At 71.0% G+C, this 21,228-nt stretch carries 22 protein-coding genes; 11 read left to right on the top strand and 11 right to left on the bottom strand.

Annotation, left to right across the window (positions count from 1 at the left end):
* Nucleotides 1–54: 54 nt before the first annotated feature.
* Nucleotides 55–885, bottom strand: coding sequence for a Sir2 family NAD-dependent protein deacetylase (locus VH914_22400; GenBank protein HEX4493970.1), 831 nt, complete (start codon nt 883–885; stop codon nt 55–57).
* Nucleotides 886–946: 61 nt separating this feature from the next.
* Here VH914_22400 and surE point away from each other — a divergent pair, with 61 nt between their 5' ends.
* Nucleotides 947–1,828: a 5'/3'-nucleotidase SurE gene (gene surE / locus VH914_22405; GenBank protein HEX4493971.1), complete on the top strand. Its 882-nt coding sequence runs from the start codon at nt 947–949 to the stop codon at nt 1,826–1,828.
* A 1-nt stretch (nt 1,829) separates the two neighbouring features.
* Here the strand turns inward: surE and VH914_22410 are convergent, their stop codons facing one another.
* From VH914_22410 to tatA, 3 genes are all read right to left on the bottom strand, one after another.
* Entirely contained in the window at nt 1,830–2,258 is a 429-nt protein-coding gene (locus VH914_22410) for a hypothetical protein (GenBank protein HEX4493972.1), read from the bottom strand.
* A 137-nt stretch (nt 2,259–2,395) separates the two neighbouring features.
* Complete coding sequence (locus tag VH914_22415; protein HEX4493973.1) at nt 2,396–2,980, bottom strand: hypothetical protein; 585 nt, start codon at nt 2,978–2,980, stop codon at nt 2,396–2,398.
* A gap of 167 nt (nt 2,981–3,147) precedes the next feature.
* Entirely contained in the window at nt 3,148–3,321 is a 174-nt protein-coding gene (gene tatA, locus VH914_22420; GenBank protein HEX4493974.1) for a twin-arginine translocase TatA/TatE family subunit, read from the bottom strand.
* Between the two features lie 114 nt (nt 3,322–3,435).
* On the opposite strand from tatA, the gene scpA reads away from it, so the two are divergent.
* Entirely contained in the window at nt 3,436–5,583 is a 2,148-nt protein-coding gene (gene scpA / locus VH914_22425) for a methylmalonyl-CoA mutase (GenBank protein HEX4493975.1), read from the top strand.
* A 97-nt stretch (nt 5,584–5,680) separates the two neighbouring features.
* Nucleotides 5,681–6,646 (top strand): methylmalonyl Co-A mutase-associated GTPase MeaB, encoded by a 966-nt coding sequence (gene meaB / locus VH914_22430; protein ID HEX4493976.1) that lies wholly within the window; start codon nt 5,681–5,683, stop codon nt 6,644–6,646.
* A gap of 10 nt (nt 6,647–6,656) precedes the next feature.
* Here the strand turns inward: meaB and VH914_22435 are convergent, their stop codons facing one another.
* Complete coding sequence (locus VH914_22435; protein HEX4493977.1) at nt 6,657–6,860, bottom strand: hypothetical protein; 204 nt, start codon at nt 6,858–6,860, stop codon at nt 6,657–6,659.
* A 29-nt stretch (nt 6,861–6,889) separates the two neighbouring features.
* A complete protein-coding gene (locus VH914_22440; GenBank protein HEX4493978.1) occupies nt 6,890–8,353 on the bottom strand; it encodes a lipase maturation factor family protein in 1,464 nt (487 codons plus the stop codon).
* A 61-nt stretch (nt 8,354–8,414) separates the two neighbouring features.
* Between VH914_22440 and VH914_22445 the strand changes: the two genes are divergently transcribed.
* Nucleotides 8,415–9,572 (top strand): cysteine desulfurase family protein, encoded by a 1,158-nt coding sequence (locus tag VH914_22445; protein ID HEX4493979.1) that lies wholly within the window; start codon nt 8,415–8,417, stop codon nt 9,570–9,572.
* Nucleotides 9,573–9,577: 5 nt separating this feature from the next.
* Nucleotides 9,578–10,627 (top strand): tRNA 2-thiouridine(34) synthase MnmA, encoded by a 1,050-nt coding sequence (gene mnmA, locus VH914_22450; GenBank protein ID HEX4493980.1) that lies wholly within the window; start codon nt 9,578–9,580, stop codon nt 10,625–10,627.
* A 90-nt stretch (nt 10,628–10,717) separates the two neighbouring features.
* Here mnmA and VH914_22455 read toward each other — a convergent pair whose 3' ends face one another.
* Complete coding sequence (locus VH914_22455; GenBank protein HEX4493981.1) at nt 10,718–11,554, bottom strand: hypothetical protein; 837 nt, start codon at nt 11,552–11,554, stop codon at nt 10,718–10,720.
* 116 nt (nt 11,555–11,670) lie between these two features.
* On the opposite strand from VH914_22455, the gene VH914_22460 reads away from it, so the two are divergent.
* Together VH914_22460 and ligA are read left to right on the top strand one after the other, a co-directional pair.
* Nucleotides 11,671–12,675, top strand: a complete 1,005-nt coding sequence (locus VH914_22460; GenBank protein ID HEX4493982.1) for a hypothetical protein — start codon at nt 11,671–11,673, stop codon at nt 12,673–12,675.
* A 16-nt stretch (nt 12,676–12,691) separates the two neighbouring features.
* On the top strand, nt 12,692–14,752 hold the full coding sequence (gene ligA / locus VH914_22465) for an NAD-dependent DNA ligase LigA (protein HEX4493983.1): 2,061 nt from the start codon (nt 12,692–12,694) through the stop codon (nt 14,750–14,752).
* Nucleotides 14,753–14,833: 81 nt separating this feature from the next.
* Here the strand turns inward: ligA and VH914_22470 are convergent, their stop codons facing one another.
* Nucleotides 14,834–15,277 carry a hypothetical protein gene (locus VH914_22470; GenBank protein ID HEX4493984.1) on the bottom strand — a complete coding sequence of 148 codons (444 nt, stop codon included), beginning with the start codon at nt 15,275–15,277 and terminating at the stop codon, nt 14,834–14,836.
* 75 nt (nt 15,278–15,352) lie between these two features.
* On the opposite strand from VH914_22470, the gene VH914_22475 reads away from it, so the two are divergent.
* Together VH914_22475 and VH914_22480 are read left to right on the top strand one after the other, a co-directional pair.
* Nucleotides 15,353–17,266 (top strand): PASTA domain-containing protein, encoded by a 1,914-nt coding sequence (locus tag VH914_22475; GenBank protein ID HEX4493985.1) that lies wholly within the window; start codon nt 15,353–15,355, stop codon nt 17,264–17,266.
* A gap of 52 nt (nt 17,267–17,318) precedes the next feature.
* A complete protein-coding gene (locus tag VH914_22480; GenBank protein HEX4493986.1) occupies nt 17,319–18,203 on the top strand; it encodes an SDR family oxidoreductase in 885 nt (294 codons plus the stop codon).
* On the opposite strand, the gene VH914_22485 is transcribed toward VH914_22480, so the two are convergent.
* From VH914_22485 to VH914_22495, 3 genes are all read right to left on the bottom strand, one after another.
* Nucleotides 18,204–18,914: a hypothetical protein gene (locus tag VH914_22485; protein HEX4493987.1), complete on the bottom strand. Its 711-nt coding sequence runs from the start codon at nt 18,912–18,914 to the stop codon at nt 18,204–18,206.
* Nucleotides 18,911–19,393: a sigma-70 family RNA polymerase sigma factor gene (locus tag VH914_22490; GenBank protein ID HEX4493988.1), complete on the bottom strand. Its 483-nt coding sequence runs from the start codon at nt 19,391–19,393 to the stop codon at nt 18,911–18,913. The genes VH914_22485 and VH914_22490 overlap by 4 nt, the downstream gene beginning before the upstream one ends.
* 369 nt (nt 19,394–19,762) lie before the next feature.
* Complete coding sequence (locus VH914_22495; GenBank protein ID HEX4493989.1) at nt 19,763–20,056, bottom strand: SCP2 sterol-binding domain-containing protein; 294 nt, start codon at nt 20,054–20,056, stop codon at nt 19,763–19,765.
* A 176-nt stretch (nt 20,057–20,232) separates the two neighbouring features.
* On the opposite strand from VH914_22495, the gene VH914_22500 reads away from it, so the two are divergent.
* Entirely contained in the window at nt 20,233–20,541 is a 309-nt protein-coding gene (locus VH914_22500) for a 4Fe-4S dicluster domain-containing protein (protein HEX4493990.1), read from the top strand.
* 17 nt (nt 20,542–20,558) lie between these two features.
* Complete coding sequence (locus VH914_22505; GenBank protein ID HEX4493991.1) at nt 20,559–21,206, top strand: carboxymuconolactone decarboxylase family protein; 648 nt, start codon at nt 20,559–20,561, stop codon at nt 21,204–21,206.
* Nucleotides 21,207–21,228: the final 22 nt, after the last annotated feature.

The following is a 21,228-nucleotide window of genomic DNA, read 5'->3' on the forward strand; positions in this document are numbered from 1 at the left end:
CGCTCCGAAGTGATCGAGAACGGGGCGCCCGTCTGGCGCCGACCGAAGTAAAGCCTACCGGGCGGGTCGGGTATTCCCCAAGGCCCATGCGCTCGACTCGCTGCGCGAGGCGTCAGGAGCGGCGAGCGCGGCGAGTGCGACCATGAGCGCCGGCAGGGCCTCGCCGAGCGGCGCGCGGACAACGGCCGCGGCGACGCCGTCGAACGGCGTCGGCTCCGCGTTCATCACGACGAGGCGGGCCGGGTTCGTCAGCGCGATCTCCGGCAGCGCCGCGGCGGGATACACGCCGAGCGACGTGCCCACCGCGAGGAACAGGTCGCTGCCCTCGGCGACCCGCTGCGCGCGCTCGAGGTCGGCGACGACGAGCGGCTCGCCGAACGAGATCGTCGCCGACTTCAGGATGCCGCCGCACTCGCTGCAGCTCGGGTCGGCTTCGCCGGCGCGCACGCGGTCGAGCGTCTCCGACATCGGGCCGCGCCACGCGCAACGCAGACACTTCGCCTCGCGCACGTTGCCGTGCAGCTCGATGATGCGGTCGGGCGCGCTCCCCGCCGCGTGATGCAGACCGTCGATGTTCTGCGTCAGCAGCGCGTCGAACGCGCAGTGCTGCTCGAGCTCGGCGAGCGCGCGGTGACCCGCGTTCGGCTCGGCGTGCCAGATCTCGCTGCCGAGCCGGTTCTGCCACGAACGCGCGCGCAGCTCCGGATCGGAGACGTACGAGTCGATGTGCGCGGCCTTCTCCGCAGCGGGGTTCTTCGTCCACACGCCGTTCGGGCCGCGAAAGTCGGGGATCCCCGACTCGGTGGAGATGCCGGCGCCCGTGAGCACGACGACGTGCTGCGCATCGCGCAGCCACTCCGCGATGTCGGCGTAGGGCTCGACCACGACCCCCGACAGTAGACCGGGGGTGTCACAATGCTCGGCCGATGACGAACCGGGGGTCGGGGTGAGAGCACGGCTGCTGATCACGAGCGCGGCGGTGGTGGTCGCGGTCGCCGCGTGCAGCTCGAGTGGTTCGAAGGGCGCGCCGCCGACGACCGCACCGACGTCGTCGACCGCCTCGGAGACGACGCTCGGGCCGACGGTCTCCGCACCGGTCACACCGATCACGATCCTCGTGACGAACGACGACGGCTACAACGCGCCTGGGATCGACACGATGGTGGAGGCGCTGCGGAAGCTGCCGCAGGTGACGGTCACGGTCGTCGCGCCGAAGGCCAACCAGAGCGGCACCGGCGGCAAGACGACGAGCGGTGTGCTGAACGCGCAGAGGCTGAAGACCGCGAGTGGGTATCCCGCGTACGCGGTCGACGGCTATCCCGCCGACACGATTCGCTACGCGATCACGTCGGTGTTGACGTCGCCGCCGGACGTCGTCGTGTCGGGGATCAACAACGGGCAGAACGTCGGACCGTTCATCCACATCTCGGGCACCGTCGGTGCGGCCGAGGCCGCGGCGAACGTCGGTGTGCCCGCGATCGCGGTGAGTCAGGGCTTCGGCAACCCGCCGGACTTCGCGTCGGCCGCGCGGATCGTCGTCGACTGGATCACCGCGCATCGCGCGTCGTACACCGGCTCGGCCGCGACGCGCGGCGACGTCGTGAACATCAATGTGCCGACGTGTACCGCAGGATCCGTGCGTGGGGTCCGGCAGGTTCCGGCGGCGACGGACCTCGCCGGGCGCGACATCAACAAGGTCGACTGCAGGTCGAAGATCGCGGCACCGAGTGACGACATCGACGCGTTCGTCGCCGGCTTCGCCGCCGTCACCGACCTCGACGCGACCGGCAAGACGGTGACGTCGACAACGATCTACAACGGCAGCTGATTCAGTCCGTCGGCGCTTCGCGCACCGGCGTGTTCTGACCGGCTGCGACCCACCACGTGTCGTCGCGGCGCGCGAGCACGTAGAGCGCCATCTCCGAGAAGCCGTCGTCGTCGAGCGCGACCCGCCGGATCTGCGCGACCGCGACTCCGTCGGCGGGCGTGACCATCTCGACGAGCTCGAAGCGCGACGCTCGACCGCCGCGTCCTTTCTGCTTCAAGCGAATGTGGATCGCGTGCAGCTGGTCGTAGCCGCGCACGGTCGCACCGAACGGGCTGCCCCACACGATGTCGCCCGCGAAGTGACGGTTGGTCACATCGGCGTCGTGCGAATCCCAACCCGCCTGCAACTCTGCGATCAACCGGTCGACGGCCGCACGCGCGTCGTGCGCGGCCGCGCCGTCGAGGTCGAGGTTCGGGTGGTCCGTGGCCATGCGGCCGGTGTACCCGCGACGCGCGGACGGGACGCCCGCCGGGGTGGGGGGCTGCGGACGTCCCGTCCATGAACCGGCCGCCGAGGGGCGGGCGGGGCCGGCTTGCGCGATCGACGAGCGGTGACGCGTCGACGCGCTCAGCTCGCGAGGTCGCCGCCGTGGATCTGGTCCCACGCCCAGCGCGCCGCGTCGCGTCCGACGGCGGGGTGGAACCCGACGGTGCCGAGCGCGCGTTCGACGTGATCGAGCTCGTCGCCCTGCTCGAACAGCGTGATCGCGACGCGTCGGGCGCGTCGCTTCGCGAGCTCCAGCGGTCCTTCGGCGACGGTTGCCGCGATCCACTCGGCGTGGCGCGCCTGCAGCGACGCGGGCAGGCGCTTCACGTGGCGGCGGTTCACCGGCGGCAGGTTGCGCCGGACCCGGATCACCGCCTCGGGCTCGCTCGTCGCGAGGTCGAACTGCTCGAGCCGGCTCAGGCTGCGACGTAGCGGCGAGCTGTTGCCTTCACGCGGCCCGAGTCCGAGGCACTCCGACGTGGTCGTGACGTCGAGCGCCAGACCGTCGGGCGTGCGATCGAAGCGGTCGGCGAGATGACGGAGCAACAGGACCGACGTCGGTCCGAGAGTCGGGAGCCAGAACGTCTCGACGTACCAACTGCGCGGATCGTGGCCCAGCACGTCGAGTACCGGATCCGTCCACGGTTTCACCATCACCATCGTCACGCGTCTCTCCCTCACCTCGGCTGGTGGCGTGCCTGAACCTGTCAGATCACGTCAGAGTGTGATGGAGTGTAAGAAACGGGATGCGAACGCGCAACCCGGTGCGGGCGCGTCGAAGGGGAGCGATTCCGGGGGTCGTGATGCGCGCGCGTGCAGGACGCGCGGCGACGTCAGTCGGCGGCGGGCTTGGAGGTGGTTTCCTCGTCCTTGTGGCCGTCGACGCCCTTGCGGAACTCCCGGGACGCCTCGCCGAGCGAGCGCGCCAGCTTCGGCAGCTTGGCCCCGCCGAAGAGGAGCAACGCGATGGCGAGCACGATGAGGAGCTCGGTCGGTCCTAGATCCATGACACAACCTTCTCTGTGCGGTTGCCCACCGACTCGGCCATGTTACCGCCGACCTGTAGCGATTCGTACGCCGGCTCGGAGCGCGAACCGGGCATTCCTCTACCCTTCCGCACCATGGCACCAGGTGATTCGCTCGACCGGTGGCGGGAGCTCGCGGCCAAGGAACTGCGCGGCGCGGACCCGGATTCGCTCGTCTGGAACACGCCCGAGGGCATTCCGGTCAAACCGCTCTACACCGCCGCCGATGTCGGCGCGCTCGACCCCGAGGTCGTCGGCTCGCTCCCGGGCTTCGACCCGTTCCTGCGCGGCGTCCGGGCGACGATGTACTCCAACCGGCCGTGGACGATCCGCCAGTACGCGGGCTTCTCGACCGCCGAGGAGTCGAACGCCTTCTACCGCCGCAACCTCGCGGCGGGGCAGATGGGCCTGTCGGTCGCGTTCGACCTCGCGACGCACCGCGGCTACGACTCGGATCACCCGCGCGTGACCGGCGATGTCGGCAAGGCTGGTGTCGCGATCGATTCCGTCGAGGACATGAAGATCCTCTTCGACGAGATCCCGCTCGAGAAGATGACCGTCTCGATGACGATGAACGGCGCGGTGCTGCCGGTGCTCGCCGGCTACATCGTCGCCGCGGAAGAGCAAGGCGTCGCGCCCGAGCAGCTCGCGGGCACGATCCAGAACGACATCCTCAAAGAGTTCATGGTGCGGAACACGTACATCTATCCGCCCGAACCGAGCATGCGGATCGTCGCCGACATCATCGAGTACACGGCGAAGCACATGCCGAAGTTCAACTCGATCTCGATCTCCGGCTACCACATGCAGGAGGCCGGAGCGACCGCGGTGCAGGAGCTCGGCTTCACGCTCGCCGACGGTCTCGAATACGTGCGCGCCGCGCGCGCGCGCGGTCTCGACATCGACGCGTTCGCCGGTCGGCTGTCGTTCTTCTTCGCGATCGGCATGGACTTCTTCATGGAGGTCGCCAAGCTGCGCGCCGCGCGCTTGCTGTGGTCGCGCATCATCGGCCAGTTCGAGCCGAAGAACCCGAGCTCGCTCATGTTGCGCACGCACTGCCAGACGTCGGGCGTGTCGCTCACCGAGCAGGACCCGTTCAACAACATCGTGCGCACCGCGTACGAGGCGATGGCCGCGGTGCTCGGCGGTACGCAGAGCCTGCACACCAACTCGTTCGACGAGGCGATCGCACTACCGAGCGAGACCGCGGCACGCGTCGCGCGCAACACGCAGCTGATCCTCGCCGAGGAGACCGGCGTCACCCACGTGGTCGACCCGTTGGGCGGCTCGTACTACGTCGAGTCGCTTACCGCGAAGCTCGCCGAGGACGCGTGGGCGCTCATCGAGGAGGTCGAGCGACTCGGCGGGATGACGAAGGCGGTCGAATCGGGGATGCCGAAGCTGCGCATCGAGGAGAGCGCGGCGCGACGCCAGGCTGCGATCGACCGCGGCGAGGAGACGATCGTCGGCGTCAACAAGTACCGCACGACCGACGCGACCGCGGTCGACGTACGCGACATCGACAACACCGAGGTGCGCCGCCAGCAGATCGCGCGCCTGGAGACGCTGCGCGCGACGCGCGACAAGGCCCGGGTCGAGGCCGCGCTCGACGCGCTCGCCAAGGGCGCCGCGGGCGACGGCAACCTGCTCGCGCTGTCGGTCGAAGCGTCGCGGGCGCGCGCGACCGTCGGCGAGATCTCGGACGCGCTCGAGGGCGTCTTCACCCGTCACCGCGCGGTCATCCGCAGCATCACCGGCATCTACGGCGGTGCGTACGGCGGATCCGACGAGCTCACCGAGGTGCGCGCCGCGGTCGACGAGTTCGCCAAGGCCGAAGGCCGTCGCCCGCGCATCCTCGTCGCCAAGCTCGGCCAGGACGGGCACGACCGCGGCGCCAAGGTCATCTCCACCGCCTTCGCGGACCTCGGCTTCGACGTCGACGTGGGCCCGCTGTTCCAGACGCCGGCCGAGGCCGCGCGCGACGCGATCGAGAACGACGTGCACGTCGTCGGCGTGTCGAGCCAGGCCGCGGGGCACATGACGCTCGTGCCCGAGCTCGTGCAGGAGCTCGCGAAGCAGGGCGGCAAGGACATCCTCGTCATCGTCGGCGGCGTGATCCCCGCGCAGGACTACGAGCCGCTCCGGAAAGCCGGCGTGCACGCGATCTTCGGTCCGGGCACCAATATCCCGGCCGCCGCGACCGAGGTCATCTCCCTGCTGCGTTCGCACCACGCCGCGGCGTGAGCGAGCGAGTCTTCGCGGCCGCGCTCCGCGGATGGCCGTCGACGCGAGCGAGCGGGGCCCGAGCGGCCCGGCGCCGTTGGCGCCAGGAGCGGGAGGCGTGAGCGAGCTCGGCGACGCGCTCCGGCGCGGTGATCGCCGCAGCTTGGCGCGCGCGATCACGCTCGTGGAGTCGACCCGACCCGATCACCGCGACGAAGCGGTCGCGCTCCTCGACGAGCTGCTCCCCGCGACCGGCGGTTCCGTGCGCGTCGGCATCAGCGGCGCGCCGGGCGCGGGCAAGTCGACGTTCATCGAGGCGCTCGGACTGCACCTGATCGATGGCGGCCACCGCCTCGCGGTGCTCGCGGTCGACCCGTCGAGCACGCGCAGCGGCGGGTCGATCCTCGGCGACAAGACGCGCATGGAGGAGCTCTCGCGCCGAGCCGAGGCGTTCATCCGCCCGTCGCCGTCGGGAGGAACCCTCGGCGGCGTCGCCCGCCGCACTCGTGAAGCGCTGCTCCTGTGCGAGGCCGCGGGACACGACGTCGTGCTCGTCGAGACCGTCGGCGTCGGCCAGAGCGAGGTCGCGGTCGCGGGCATGGTCGATGGGTTCGTGCTCCTGCTCGCGCCGGGCGCGGGCGACGACCTGCAGGGCGTGAAGCGCGGCATCGTCGAGCTCGCCGACATCGTCGTCGTCAACAAGGCCGACGGCGACCTCGCGGCCGCGGCCGAACGCACGGCCGCCGACTACGCGAACGCGTTGCACTTCCTGCGCTCGCGCACCGAGGGCTGGGAGGTGCGGGTCGAGCGCACGTCGGCGTTGCTCGGCGAGGGCATCGACCGCGTGTGGACCGCGATCGAGGCGCACCGGACTGCGTTGTCAAAGACCGGGCTCCTGGAGGAGCGGCGCGCGGACCAGGCACGCGAGTGGATGTGGTCGGAGGTCCACGACGGGCTGGTGGACGCGCGGACCGGCGATCCGGCGGTGGCGGGGGAGTTGCGGGAGCTCGAAGCGGACGTGCGGGCGGGCACGATCTCGCCGACGGCCGCCGCGCAGCGGATCCTGCGGCGCTTCCTCGACTGAAGCCGAACCGCTACCCGGCGATCTTGTCGTGGGGGGCGAGGGGTTGGGGCGGACGGGCCCGGCGCAGGATCTCACGGGCCTCCGCGACCCCCTGGCGACCGATGCGACGGGTGCGGGCGTCGAGCTGCCACGCCCGGGGGTTGCTGCGGCCACCGTCGAGCAGACGGAGCTGCGTGCTCTCGGCGGCCGGCTCGGGGATCTGCCTGGTGGTCATGGTGTGAGTATGACCAGGGGGTGTGACAGTTATTCCGGGCCCGGGCGGAGATCGCCCTCGGACGAGCCGGCCGCACGCGGGAGGCCGACCGGATCGAGGTACTCGCCGACGAGCGTGCGGGTCCACCACGCGCCCGTCTGCCGCCGCTCGGCGGGCGTCGTGAAGGCGTAGCGGTACAGCCGGGCGCGCACGAATCTGGGCGGCGCGTCGGCGAACGGATCGGTGCGGAGCAGCCTGCGGGCGTCGCGGTCGCCGGTGAGGAGCTTCGCCACGAAGCCGGTCAGCCACGGCGGCACACGGGGCGAGAGCGCCGCGAACCACATCATCCAGTCGAGGCGCAGGTGGTACGGCGCGATCTGGGGCGGCCGCCGCATCGGATCACCGGGCTTGCCCTTGAACTCGTACGCCGTCCACGTCGCCGTCGCCGTGAGCTCGGCATCGCGCGTCCCCTCGAGGACGATCTCGTGACGCACGCGCGTGATCGAGCCGAACGCGCCGTACGTGTTGACGAGATGCCATGGATCGAAGCTCGCGTTCATCAGCTGTCGACGCGACGCGAGGTTGCGAGCCGGTCGCCAGCTCTTCAACGCGATCAGTGCGAGCAGCGCGAACACGACGATCTCGAACCACCCGGCCGGGCTCGCGGTGTGTAACGGCGTGATCGGGATCGCGCGATGCAGCAGGCCGTCACCGACCGCGCTCACCGCGAGCGTGATCGTGATGAAGTTGAGCCAGGAGAAGTTGCCGCTTCCGACCAGCCACAGCTGCGTGACGATGATCGCGAGCGCGGCCGCTCCCGCGACCGGTTGCGGCGTGAAGAGCAACCACGGCAGGACGAGCTGCGCGCCGTGATTGGCAATCACCTCGACCTTGTGCAGCCGGTCGGGAAGGTGGTGGAAGTACCAGCTCAACGCGTTCGGCATCGGCTGGGTCTCGTGGTGATATCGAAGGCAGGTGAAGTCACGCCAGCAGCGATCGCCGCGGATCTTGATCAGACCCGCACCGAACTCGACGCGGAACAGCAGCCAGCGGATGAGCCACAGCCCGATCGTCGGCGGCGCGCTGTGCGCGGGACCGAGGAAGATCGCGAGGAAGCCGGTCTCGAGCAGCAGCGTCTCCCAACCGAACCCGTACCAGGTCTGCCCGACGTTCACGATCGACAGATAGAGCGCCCAGAGCGCGAGCCAGACGAGCATCGCCGTCCAGAGCGGCGCGCGGTCGACGACGCCGACGAGCACCGCGGCCGACGCGAGCATGCCGGCAATCGAGACGGTCTCGAACCCGGCGTCCGAATAGCGCCAGTGGAAGATGCTCGGCGCGCGCTCGAAGGGGACGCGCGCGACGAAGTCGGGGATCGGAAGGATCCCGCGCGAGCCGAGCAGCGCCCGGAACTGGTTGCGTGCGACGAGGAACGCGATGCAGTAGATCGCCGCGAGCGCCCGCTCGAACACGAGGCGGCTCTCCCAGTAGCCGGTCGCGGAGAACCCGTGCACGGCCGCACGGCCTACCCACCTCGCTGACCGACGACGCCCCGACGGGTCGTACCATCTCGCCATGGCGTATCTCGATCACGCCGCGTCGACGCCGATGCGTGAGGCCGCGGTCGCGGCAATGGAGCCGTTCCTCACGCACCACGCGGCGAACCCGTCGGGCGGCCATCGCGCCTCGCAGGCTGCGAAGAACGCGCTCGAAGAGGCGCGCGAGCGCGTCGCCGCACTGCTCGGCGCGACACCGGCCGAGATCGTGTTCACCGGCGGCGGCAGCGAGGGCGACAACCTCGCGGTGAAGGGCGCGGCCTGGGCCGCGGCCGATCGCGGCGATGCCGACGGCGTGGTGACAACCGGCATCGAGCACAAGGCGGTGCTCGGCGCCGCGCACCGGCTGGAGCGCAACGGCGCGCGGGCAACCTTCGTGCCCGCGACGATCGCGGGAACCGTCGACCTCGACCACCTCGCGGACGCGCTCGACGCGCGCACCGCGGTCGTGTCGGTGATGCTCGTGAACAACGAGACGGGCATCGTGCAGCCACTCGACGACGTGGCTGCGCTCGTCCGCGAGTGTGCGCCGCGCGCCGCGCTGCACACCGACGCGGTGCAGGCGCCGCAATGGCTCGACGTCGGCGCAGCCGCGGCGGTCGCGGATCTCGTTGTGGTCTCCGGTCACAAGTTCGGTGGCCCGAAGGGCGTGGGCGCGCTCGTGCGTCGGCGCGACGTCGCGCTCGTTCCGCTCGTCGAGGGCGGCGGGCACGAGTGGGGACTGCGCGCGGGCACACAGAACGTCGCGGGCATCGTCGCCTTCGCGACCGCGCTCGCGGAGACGCACGCGAACCGCGAGACCGAGATCGCGCGCATCACGATGCTGCGCGATCGACTCGACGCGGGGTTGCGCGCCGCGGTTCCCGACATGGTCGTCAACGGTGATCCTGCGCGGCGGGTCGGCGGTCTGCTGCACGTCGCGTTCCCCGGTGTCGAAGCCGAGACGTTGCTCGTCGCGCTCGATCAGCTCGGCATCGAGGCCGCGTCGGGCTCGGCGTGCTCGTCGGGCGCGATCGATCCGTCCCACGTGCTCGTCGCGATGGGTCTCGACGCCGACCTCGCGCGCGCGTCGGTGCGCTTCAGCCTTGGATACGCATCGACCGCGGCCGACGTCGACGCCGCGCTGGACGCGGTGCCGCGCGCGGTGGCGAGCCTGCGCGCCGCGAGCACGGTCTGAATCGCATGGCCGAGCGCGTGCTCGTCGCGATGAGCGGCGGTGTCGACTCGTCGGTGGCCGCGGCGCGTCTCGTCGACGAGGGACACGAGGTCGCGGGGGTCACGCTGAAGCTCTGGGGCGGTCCGAGCGACTCGGGGTGCTGCAGTGTCGCCGATGTCGAGGACGCCCGGCGCGTCGCCGCGCAGCTCGGCATCCCGCACTACGTGTTCAACCTGACCGACGCGTTCGAGCGTCACGTCGTCGATCCGTACGTCGACGCGCATGCGCACGCGCGCACGCCGAACCCGTGTGTGGAGTGCAACCGCGCGATCAAGTTCGGCGCGCTCTTCGAACGGATGCACGCGCTCGGCTTCGACGCGCTGGCGACGGGTCATCACGCGCGCGTCGTCCGCACGGATCGCGGACCGCGCCTCGCGCGCGGTCACGACCGTGCCAAGGACCAGTCGTACGTGCTCTACATGCTCGGACGGCGGCATCTCGAGCGCACGCGACTGCCGGTCGGTGAGATGACGAAGGCGGACGTGCGCGCGGAAGCCGCGCGCTGCGGCCTGCGTACCGCGACGAAGGCCGAGAGCATGGACGTCTGCTTCATCACTCGCGGCGATCGGCTCGACTTCCTCGCGCAGCGCATGCCATCACGGCCGCGGCCGGGCGCGATCGTCGACGTCGACGGCGCGCCGATCGGACAGCACGACGGCGCCGAGCGCTTCACGATCGGTCAGCGCCGCGGCACCGGCGTGGCCGCGGGCGAGCGCCGCTTCGTCGTCGATGTCGACGCAACGACGGCGACCGTCACCATGGGTCGGCGCGAAGACCTGTTGCGCGAGGCCGTCGAGCTCGACGACCTCGTGATCGACCCTTCGATCGATTCGCCGGCTCGCGTGGTCGCGCAGTCGCGTGCGCACGGCGACCCGGTTCCCGCGCGCCTGCAGCGCGGCGAAGGCGCGCGCGCGACGGTCGAGTGGGAGACACCGCAGTCGCGCGTCGCTCCGGGTCAGGTCGTCGCGCTCTACGACGGCGACCTGCTCGTCGGAGGTGGGATCGCGACGGGCTGAGCCCGCGAGCGCAGCGAGCGGGGCGGCCCGACGTTGTCGCATCCCGCGTCACGGAGCGGCGAGCGCAGCGAGCGCGACCAGAGAAACCGATCAGCCGACGCTGATGCGGTGCGCGGCCGCGGCCGCGAGTACGGCCGCCGGTCGGAGCGGCGTCACGCGCAAGCGGTCGGCATCGACCGTCGTCTGACCGCGGCCGGCGCGACGAACGAACGATCCCGGCTCGTTACAGGTGATGAGCAAGGGGCGGGCGCCGAGCGCGAAAGCCGCCGACGCTCGTTCGAGCGACGCGATCTGCTCGCGTGGGAGCAGCACCGCGTCGGGAAACGCGAGCGGATCGACGACGACGAGGCCCGCGGGGACGAGCACGATCCAGCGCCGGTCGAGGCTGACGAGCGCGCGCCCGAGCACGAACGCGAGTGGCGCGCCGATCACGACCGCGGCGATGCCTGCGCCGATGTCGCCGTTCGCGAGCAGCAGCGGTCCCGACGCGATCGCGGCGGCCATCAGCGCCGCGCTCACCGGCAGCGGCGCGATCAACAACGGCATCGGCGCGCGCAGCGGAAATCGTTGTTCCGGTCCGTACGCGGTGCTCGCGGTGCACGCGTGCGCGACGGCCGATGAGAGCGCGCTCACGAGCGCGAGGATCGACGTGGCGATCGCGAGCGCGGCGGTCGCGGCCGGCGCCGACCATGCGCTCACGATCGTCAGCGCGACCGCGCTCGGCGCGACGACGCGCAGGATCGTGAATCCCCACGGTCGGGTCGTGAGCAACGCGATCAACCCCGCGAACCACGCGAGCCACAGCAACACCGCGACGACGACCTGTGGTGCGCGCGACCATGACTGGAACGTTTCGCCAAGTGCGGAACCGGTTGTGATCGGAAGCACGATCCACGCGATCCGCGCGGTCCACATCCACGGTCGCATCCGCGTGTGATTTCCTGACGTATCGCGCGCTGGTCGCGTCGGCTGCGGCTGCTCCAGAACCAAGCGTCGGCTCCGTTGGCCGGTCGGCAGAAGGTCGTCCGTATACTACGGAACTCATGCCGCCCATCCCCATGTCGACCGGTCTCGCGACGGGAATCGGCAGCCTTCCGCATCAAGATCCGATGGCCGCGGCCGCGAGCGTGCTGCGCTGGCTCCCTGGACTTCCCGCCGCGCCGCAGTTGCCGTCGCGCACGCCGCTCGAAGGAATGATTGCGCAGTCGGTACGCGCACTTCCCGAGGTCGTGCTCGGCACCGACGGCACGATCGAGCGCATCGACGACGACATGATCGGCGAGCCGATCGTCACGACGTTCGACGCGACCGCGCACGGCGGCCTGCTCGCGTTCCTCGCGCACGCGCAGCGCCAGCCGCGCCGACCCGACTTCGTCAAGATGCAGGTGACGGGTCCGCTCACGCTCGGCCTCGCGTTGCTCGAAGCCGGCATGCCGACCGCCGACGCGTTCGAACGCGCCGGCGCGCTCGCACGCGCGTGGGCGCGCGCGACCGAGCACCTCGTGAGCGAACGGCTTCCCGACTCGCCGCTCGTGTTGTTCTTCGACGAGCCCGGGCTCACTGCCTTCAGCGGCAACGACGCGCCGATCGACCGTGAGCGCGCGACCGATCTGCTCTCGGGATCGCTCGCCGCGGTCGCGTGCACCGTCGGTGTGCACGTCTGCGGCCAGGGCGACCTGCGGCTCGCACTCGACGCGGGGCCGCAGATCGTCGGCGTCGAAGTCTCCGACGACCTGCTCGCGCACGCCGCCGCGCTCGGCCGGCACCTCGAGGGTGACGGGTGGGTCGCGTGGGGCGCGGTTCCGACCGACCGGCCCGTCGGCGAGCACGCGGCGCCGTTGTGGAGGGCGCTCGTCGAGAACTGGTGCGAGCTGACCCGTCGCGGCTGCGACGGGCTGCGCCTGCGCCAGCAGGCGGTGGTCACGCCCGCGTGCGGCCTCGCCGGTCACGGTCTGAGCCAGGCCGAGCGCGCGATGCGGCTCGCCCGCGAGATCGGCGACCGCATCCACGACCAGGCCGTCGCGACGAAGTTGACCGTCGGCGCCTGAACCTAGATTCTCCGGTGTGGCGAAGGATCGGGCCGACAACGCGGACGATGTCGGCGCCGAGCGTGCGGCGGCGCTGCGCGAGCTGATCGAGTACCACAACGATCGGTATTACGCCGACGCCGCCGAGATCGCCGACGCCGAGTTCGACGCGCTGCTGCGCGAGCTGATCGAGCTCGAGACGAAGTATCCGGCGCTCGTCACCGCCGACTCTCCGACGCAGCATCCCGGATCGACGCAGCAGTCGACGTTCGCGCCCGTGAAGCACCGGGTGCCGATGATGTCGCTCGACAACGCGTTCTCGAACGAAGAGCTCGTCGCCTGGGGTGAGCGGGTCGAGCGCGCGCTCGTCGGCGGGATCCGGTTCGTGACCGAGCCGAAGATGGACGGCCTCGCGATGTCGTTGCTCTACGAGAACGGCAAGCTCGTGTCGGGAGGGACGCGCGGCGACGGGCGCGTCGGCGAGGACGTCACCGCCAACGTGCGCACGATCACCGAGGTGCCGCGCACGCTGAAGGGCAAGAACCTGCCGTCGGTGCTCGAGGTGCGCGGCGAGGTGTACATGCCGCTGCGCGCCTTCGAGGAGCTGAACCGGCGGCAGGGCGACGCGGGACTGCGGCTGTTCGCGAACCCGCGCAACGCGGCGGCCGGAAGTCTGCGCGTCAAAGACGTGTCGATCACCGCGTCGCGCGACCTCGCGATGTTCTGCTACCAGCTCGGCGCGAAGCAGGGTGGTCCGACGCTCCGGACGCATCAGGAGACGCTCGCGTGGATGCGCGAGCTCGGCTTCCAGGTGAACCCGCGCATCGAAGCGCACGACGACCTCGAGTCGGTCTACGCGTTCTGCCAGTCGATGCAGGAGCAGCGGCACTCGCTCGGCTACGAGATCGACGGCGTGGTCATCAAGGTCGACGATCTCGCGCAGCGCGAGGAGCTCGGCTTCACGAGCAAGGCCCCGCGCTGGGCGATCGCGTACAAGTTCCCGCCCGAGGAGCGCACGACCCTGCTGCGCAAGATCCAGGTCAGCATCGGGCGCACCGGTCGCGCGACGCCGTTCGCAGAGCTCGAGCCGGTGTTCGTCGGCGGCTCGACCGTCGGGATGGCGACGCTGCACAACCAGGACGAGGTCGCGCGCAAGGACGTCCGCCCGGGCGACACCGTGATCGTGCGCAAGGCCGGCGACGTGATCCCCGAGGTGGTCGGGCCCGTCGTCCAGAAGGGCAAGCGGCGCAAGCCGAAATGGAAGTTTCCCACCGCGTGCCCGGTCTGCGGCTCGCCCCTGGTGCGACTCGAGGGCGAGGCGAACCACCAGTGCATCAACGTCGAGTGCCCCGCGCAGCGGGTGCAGCGGATCGTGCACTTCGCGAGCCGCGGCGCGCTCGACATCGAAGGCCTCGGTGAGGAACGCGTGTCGCAGTTCGTGCGCGAGGGTCTGCTCGTCGACGCGGGCGACATCTACTCGCTCTCGCTCGACCGGCTCGTCGCGCTCGAACGCATCGGCGAGCGGTCGGCGCGGTTGTTGCTCGACGCGATCGAAGCGTCGAAGCCGCAGCCGCTGTGGCGCGTGCTCGTCGGCCTCGGCATCCCGCACGTCGGCCCGACGGCGGCGCAGGCGCTCGCGACCGGTGTCGGCGGGCTCGACCGCGTCGCGTCGGCGACGGTCGAGGAGCTCGTCGAGTGCGAGGGGATCGGGCAGATCATCGCGGTGAGCGTGCAGAAGTTCTTCGGGCTCGACCGCAACCACCTCGTGATCGAGAAGCTGCGCGCCGCGGGCGTGAACTTCGACGGGCCGGAGCCCGCGCCCGTCATCGAGGGCGCGGCGTCACTCGCGGGAGTGAGCATCGTGCTCACGGGCGGGTTGGAACGGCAGACGCGCGAGGAAGCGACGGCCGCGCTGATCGCGCGCGGCGCGAAGGTCGCGAGCAGCGTGTCGAAGAAGACGACCTTCGTGGTCGCGGGAGAGAGCCCGGGATCGAAGCTCGCCAAGGCCGAGAGCCTCGGGGTGCGCGTGCTCGACGAGGACGGTCTGGAGACGCTTCTCTCGGGGGGACCGGACGCGCTTCCCGACCTTCCCGCATGAGTGCGCGAGCGGAGCGAGCGGCGCGGCCTCGATCGTCGGCAGAGGCGTCATCGAGGGCGAAGCGTGCGCGCCCGATCGAAATTACGCCCCGACCGAGAACGTCCAGGAGTAGGAGCCCGCGCCGTCGGACTCCTTCTGGCCGCGCGGCCAGTAGACGACCGTGATGCGGTGGTGGCCCTGCGGGAACTGGTGGAGGTCCTTGTCGCCCCCGGGCGTGAACTGGATGATGCCCTGCGTCGCCTGGATCTCCTGCTGGTCGAGCGGGATCGGCACACCGTCGAACTCGAGGTAGCCCTGGAGGTCGTTCCGGAGGTTCACGCCGATCGTGCTCTCGGGTGACACGACGTCACCCGCCTTCGGCAGGAGTCCGTTCGGCTCGATCGCCGCGGGGAGGGTGCCCTCGGAGTTCGTCCGCTGCGAGATGCCCGCGATGATGATCACGTTGACCGCGAGCAGCAGTCCCGCGACCACGATGATCGTGCGATAGGGCTTCTTGCGGGGGCGAATCGGGGCCGAATCGGCCATGACGCCGACGCTAGTGCGAGCGCATCCCGTTCTTGCCACCAGAGCCGCGAGGTCGGCCGATACCGTTGGACGCCCATGGCGACGAACGGCGCGAACGATCTCGCCGGCCGGGTACTGGCCGGGCGCTACCGCCTGCTCGCGCCGATCGGCACCGGCGCGAGTGGCCGCGTCTACGCCGCCGAGGACATCCGGCTGAAGCGCCGGGTCGCGGTGAAGGTGCTGCACGCCGCGCTCGCGGAGGACGCGGGGTTCCTGCGGCGCTTCCGCGCCGAGGCGCAGGTCGCCGCGTCACTGCACCACCCGAACATCATGGCGGTGTACGACTGGGGCGAGGACGAGCAGCCGTTCATGGTCGTCGAGCTCCTCGAGGGCGGCAGCCTGCGGGGGCTGCTCGACCGGGGTACCCACCTCTCGATCCCTCAGGCCGCGCGCATCGGGCGCGACGTCGCGGCCGCGCTCGACTACGCGCACTCGCGCGGCATCGTGCACCGCGACATCAAGCCCGCGAACCTGCTCTTCGACGAGCACGGCTCCGTGCGCATCGCCGACTTCGGCCTCGCGCGCGCGCTCGCCGAGGCCTCCTGGACGGAACCGTCGGGCGCGGTGTTCGGTACCGCGCGCTACGCGTCGCCCGAACAGGCGCGGGGCGTCCAGCTCGACGCGCGCTCCGATCTGTATTCGCTCGCGCTGGTGCTCGTCGAGTCGGTGACGGGCTCGATCCCGTTCGCGGCCGACACCACGATCGGCACGCTCGCGGCGCGCACGCAGCAGCCGATCGTCGCGCCGGCCGAGCTCGGCCCGCTCCAGGCGCCGATCGAGCGCGCGGGGCAGCTCGACCCCGCGACGCGCTATCCGGACGCGGCGACGATGGAATCGGCGCTCACCGACGTCGTGGAGGCGGTGCCCCGTCCCGAGCCGCTCGAGCTGCCCGGCATCGCCGACTCGTCGGATCCGCACCCCACCACGGCGGTCGCGCGTGCCGCGACGGCAGCGCTCTTCGACCAGGACACCGCCGCGACCGAGGCGATCGCGGTCGACTTCCAGCCGATCGGCGCGACCCACACGGTGCGCGGCCGCCTGGGTCTGCCGCCGCGCACCGACAAGCAACGCTCGCGTCAGCGGAGGCTGGTGCCGCTCGCGGTGCTCGTCGCGTTCGCGGTCGCCACCGCGTTGAGCACGAGCGCGCTCGCCAAGGTCGGCGCGTCGGGTCGCGCGGCCCCGGGCCTCGTCGGCCTGATGCGCGACAAGGCAGAGCAGACCGCATCCGGCGCGGACTTCCAGGTCCATGTGGAGCAGCGCGCGTCTGCCGACCCGAGTGGGGTCGTCGTCTCGCAGGATCCCGCGCCCGGCAGCTGGTTCTACGGCGGCGGCACGATCAACGTCGTCGTGTCGTCGGGACCGGCACCCGTCACCGTGCCGCCGGTCCTCAACCTGCAGACCGCGACCGCGGTCGCGAAGCTGCGCGCCGCGGGCTTCACCACGACGGTCGTCAAGGGCTACCGGCAGAACACGAAGAAGGGGCTGATCTACCAGCAGCGGCCCGTGCAGAACCAGACGCTGACACCGGGCCGGCCGGTGACCATCTGGGAGAGCCAGGGTCCGGCGCCGGTGCAGATCCCCGACCTCCATGGTCTGACCTGCGCACAGGCGACGACGCAGCTGACGAGCTCGCATCTGGTGCCGACGTGCACGCAGGTGTTCGACGACCTCACGCCGAAGGACGTCGTTGTCGGCACCACGCCCGGCGTCGGCGCGACGGTGAACCAGGGCACGCCCATCACGATCAACGTGAGCAAGGGGCCCGAGCTCGTGACGGTGCCGCGTGTCATCGGCAAGACCGTCGCGTCCGCCAAGGCCAAGCTCCAGAACCTCGGTTTCGTCGTGCACGTCGACCTGGCCCTGTACAGCCCGAGTGCGCACGTCTTCGACCAGTTGCCCGAGCCCGGCACCCGCGCGCCGAAGGGCTCCACCGTCCTCTTGATCCTCTAGGAACGGCTGCGCCAGCATCGGGCGCTTCACAGTCGACAGGGAGGACGAACGCATGGGATCGCTCGACGGACGCGTCGCGATCATCACCGGTGCCGGCCGGGGCCTGGGCCGCGAGCACGCGCTGCTGTTCGCGCGTGAAGGCGCGAAGGTCGTCGTCAACGACCTCGGTGGTGACGCGCACGGAACCGGCGCCGACGTGACGGCCGCACAGCAGACCGTCGCCGACATCGTCGCCGCGGGCGGCGAGGCGGTCGTGAACGGCGACAACGTCGCGGACTGGGACGGTGCCGAGCGGCTCGTGCGCCAGGCGATCGAGACGTTCGGCGATCTGCACGTGCTCGTGAACAACGCGGGCATCCTGCGCGACCGCGTGATCATCAACATGACCGAGGCCGAGTGGGACGCGGTGATCGCGGTGCACCTGAAGGGTCACTTCTGTCCGACCCGACACGCCGCGACCTACTGGCGCGAGCAAACCAAGGCCGGCAAGGAGGTGCACGCGTCGATCGTGCACACGTCGTCGACGTCGGGCCTGTTCAGCAACCCCGGGCAGGCGAACTACGACAGCGCGAAGTCGGGCATCGCCACCTTCTCGCAGGTGTGCGCGAAGGAGCTCACGCGCTACGGCGTGCGGAGCAACGCGATCGCGCCCGGCGCGCGCACGCGGCTGACGCTCGAGACGCCCGGACTCGGCGACATGGTGAAGGCGCCCGACGATCCGGGGAAGTTCGACGTGTGGGATCCCGCGAACGTGTCGCCGTTCGTCGCGTACCTCGCGACGCAGGACTGCCCGCTCACCGGCGAGACGTTCATGGTGCAGGGCGGGACGGTGCAGCGCGTGAAGTCGTGGTCGACGGTGGAGAAGATCGAGAAGGACGACCGTTGGACCGTCGACGAGCTCGCCGCGCGCGCGGGAGACCTCGTTCCGAAGGTGTGATCAGCTCGGCGCGCGGAGGCCGAGCGCGATCCGCTCGAGCTCCGCGGCGTCGTACGCGCCCTCGCTCACGATCTGCACGAGCGCGTCGTCGCGCACCGCCCACGAGAGGATGAGCGCGCTCGGTTGGTCGTCGACGCGGCTGAGCAGTGCGGGCCGGCCGGCGAACGTCAGATGCGTGCTGGTCGGCGCGTCGCCGACCGTGTTCATCAGCTGCACCGCGGTCGCGGGCACCACGCGCGGATGCGCGCCCGGTGTCTCCATCTTCAGGTCGGTCATCGCCGTGATGGCCAGCGCGAGGCGGTGGTCGGGGCCGACGAACGTGTGCTGGTGCACGAGGTTGTCGACCCACGGCTCGAGGAACCGCCGCTGCTCGTGCGGCACGAGCCCGGGGGGCAGGACCGTCGCGACGAACCGGCCGTCCGTGGCGACGTGCCGGACCGGGGCGACGCGCGTGGTGGTGGTCGCGATCGAAGGTCGGGTCGAGACGGCCGGGTGCGTGCGGACGGTGTGGAGCGCGACCGCGACGCCGCCGACGATCACCACGCACGCGACCGCGCTCAGCACGACGACGCGGCGCGGCGATTTTCGGTCGCGCGGCTCGTCCAAATCCGTCGAGGCAGGGCGAGCCGGCCGTTCGTCGACGTAGCGCGCGGTCGCGGCGTCGAGTCGCTCTCCGTGACGCGCGAGGCGCGCTTCGATCGTCGGGGTCACGATTCCTCCAGTCGGTGCCGCAGTTGCTTCATCGCGCGGTGCAGGTCGTTGCGCACGCTCGCGACCGTCCGGCCGGTCAGCTCGGCGACCTCCGCGTACGAGAAGCCGTGGCCGTGCACGAGGACTGCGACCGTGCGCTGGCGCGCCGGGAGCGCGTCGAGCGCGTCGTCGAGGCGCGGGTCGGTGTCGTCGCGGGCCTCCGCGCGCGCGGTCAGGTCGATCGTGCGCTCGCGCCGCAGGTGCGTGCGCGCCGCGGACTGTCCGACGCGGAACAGGTAGCCCGCCGGGTTCGCCATCGCGGCGAGGCGTCCGCGCTGCTCCCAGCCCCACGCGATCGCGTCCGCGCAGGCCTCGGAGCCGACCTCGACGCCGTAGGTCGCGACCAGCGCGCGGCGCAGGCGCTGCGTGACCGCGTCGACGAACTGCTCGAACGCGGCGTCCGTCGTGCCGAGCTCGACCCGGCCGCGCGTGTCCACCACTCGGGAAGATCCTGCGCCGGATCCGATCGTCCCGGCTCGCCGATGATGACACTGAGGGTGATGAGACTCTTGCGTTCCGTGGTGATACGGGCGTAGGCTCCTGCGGTCGGCGCCGGGGGATGGGGCCGGAGGAACTCCTGGTGATCGAGTACGAAGAGAGCGGGCAGGGCTCGGACCGTGACGCAGTGATGCGCCGCTACCCCCACGGGGTGACGCGGCGTCCCACGCCGGCGAGGCCGACGAACGGGTACGGCCGCAGCCTGCGGCCGGGACCCGATGCGAGTCGGGCGCGCCGGCTGCTCAGCAGCGAACGTCGCGTCGAGACCGGCACGCGCTGAGCGGGCTCGCGCGCCGACGGTCTGACCGGAGCTACTCCGTGAGCTCTTGGATCGCGGTCTGGAGCTCGGCGTTCGCGCCGCCACCGCCCTGCGACGCCATGAGCTTGGTCATGTCGCCCTGGACCTTGACCTTGCCGGCCATGAACGCCTGCATGCCCGCAGCCTGGTTGCCCGACACGAACACGTCGCGCGCCGTCGCGTAGTCGGTGGTGAGGGTCACGTCGGCGCCGTCGAGGTGCGCCTGACCGAACAGCACGTTGCCGTCGCGCGCGCCCATGTGGAACTCGCGGTCGCCGAACGGCGTGCCGGTGATCACGAGGTTCATCAACACGTTGGGCCCGGGCGCCGCGGCACTCGATCCGTGCTCTGCGATCGCCCCGCTCACCGCGGCGAACCACTCGTCGGACAGGAACGCTTGCTTGCCGGCCACACCGTTCTCCCCCGTGAGACGCTTCGAGCGGCGGGAGCTTACCGGGGAGCCCGGTCGGTACGCTGCGGCGCATGGCGTCCGCGAACCGGCTCGAGCGCATCGAGTCGCGGGAACGCAACCCGAAATGGCGCAATCCGCCCCTGCGCATCGAGATGGCGGAGTGCATCAACTGCGACGCCTGTCTCCGTCACTGCCCGTCGCAGTTCGGCGCGATCTTCAACCACGGCGTCGACGTGATCATCGTCCCGGAGCTCTGCAGCGGCTGCGACAAGTGCCTGCCCGCGTGTCCCGTCGATTGCATCTATCCCGATCCCGACTGGTCGCCCGCGCCGGACGACTGGTGGACGAACCCACTGAGCCCGCTCGACTCGTACAAGTAGCAAGCAGAGGCACCCGCATGCCGCGTCTTCACCAGGTGACCCGGGCCGAGAGCACCGCGCCGATCGTCACGACGATGTACGACCTGCTGTTCGGCGATCGAGATCCCGTCGCCGAGCCCGGCACCGCGACGGGCACGAGCGGCGACTGGTGGCCGACGTTCGCGAACGTGCCCGACATCCTCGAGCACGCGGTGCAGGGCTTCGGTCTCTACCAGAGCTCGCGGCGCGTGCTCGATCCCGTGCTGCGCGAGCTCGGTCAGGCGCGCGCGGGTTGGGCCGCGGGGAGTCAGTTCGTGTTCTCGCAACACTGCAAGTCGTTGCGCGCGCTCGGCGTGCCGGACGAGAAGATCGACGCGGTGAGCGCGGGGTCCGCGGCGGCGTGCTTCACCGAGATCGAGCGGCTCGTGCTCGCGTACACGGACTGCCTCGTCCTCGACCGCGGACGCGTGCCCGACGCGCTGTTCCGCGCGATCCACGAACAGCTCGGCGACGTCGCGACGCTCGAGCTCACCTACATCACCGCGCTCTACCTGCAGCACGCGGTGATGTCGCGCGCGCTGCGCACGGAGTGGGACGACGTCGACGAGCGCGTCGTCGAGGTCGCGGGTCCCGAAGGCGACGGCGCGTCCGTCGGCCTCGACATCGCGCGCCCCGAGCCCGACTGACACGCCTTCCCGACGCCCGCGC

It is taken from the genome of Acidimicrobiia bacterium (assembly GCA_036271555.1).
Lineage (GTDB): Bacteria > Actinomycetota > Acidimicrobiia > IMCC26256 > PALSA-610 > DATBAK01.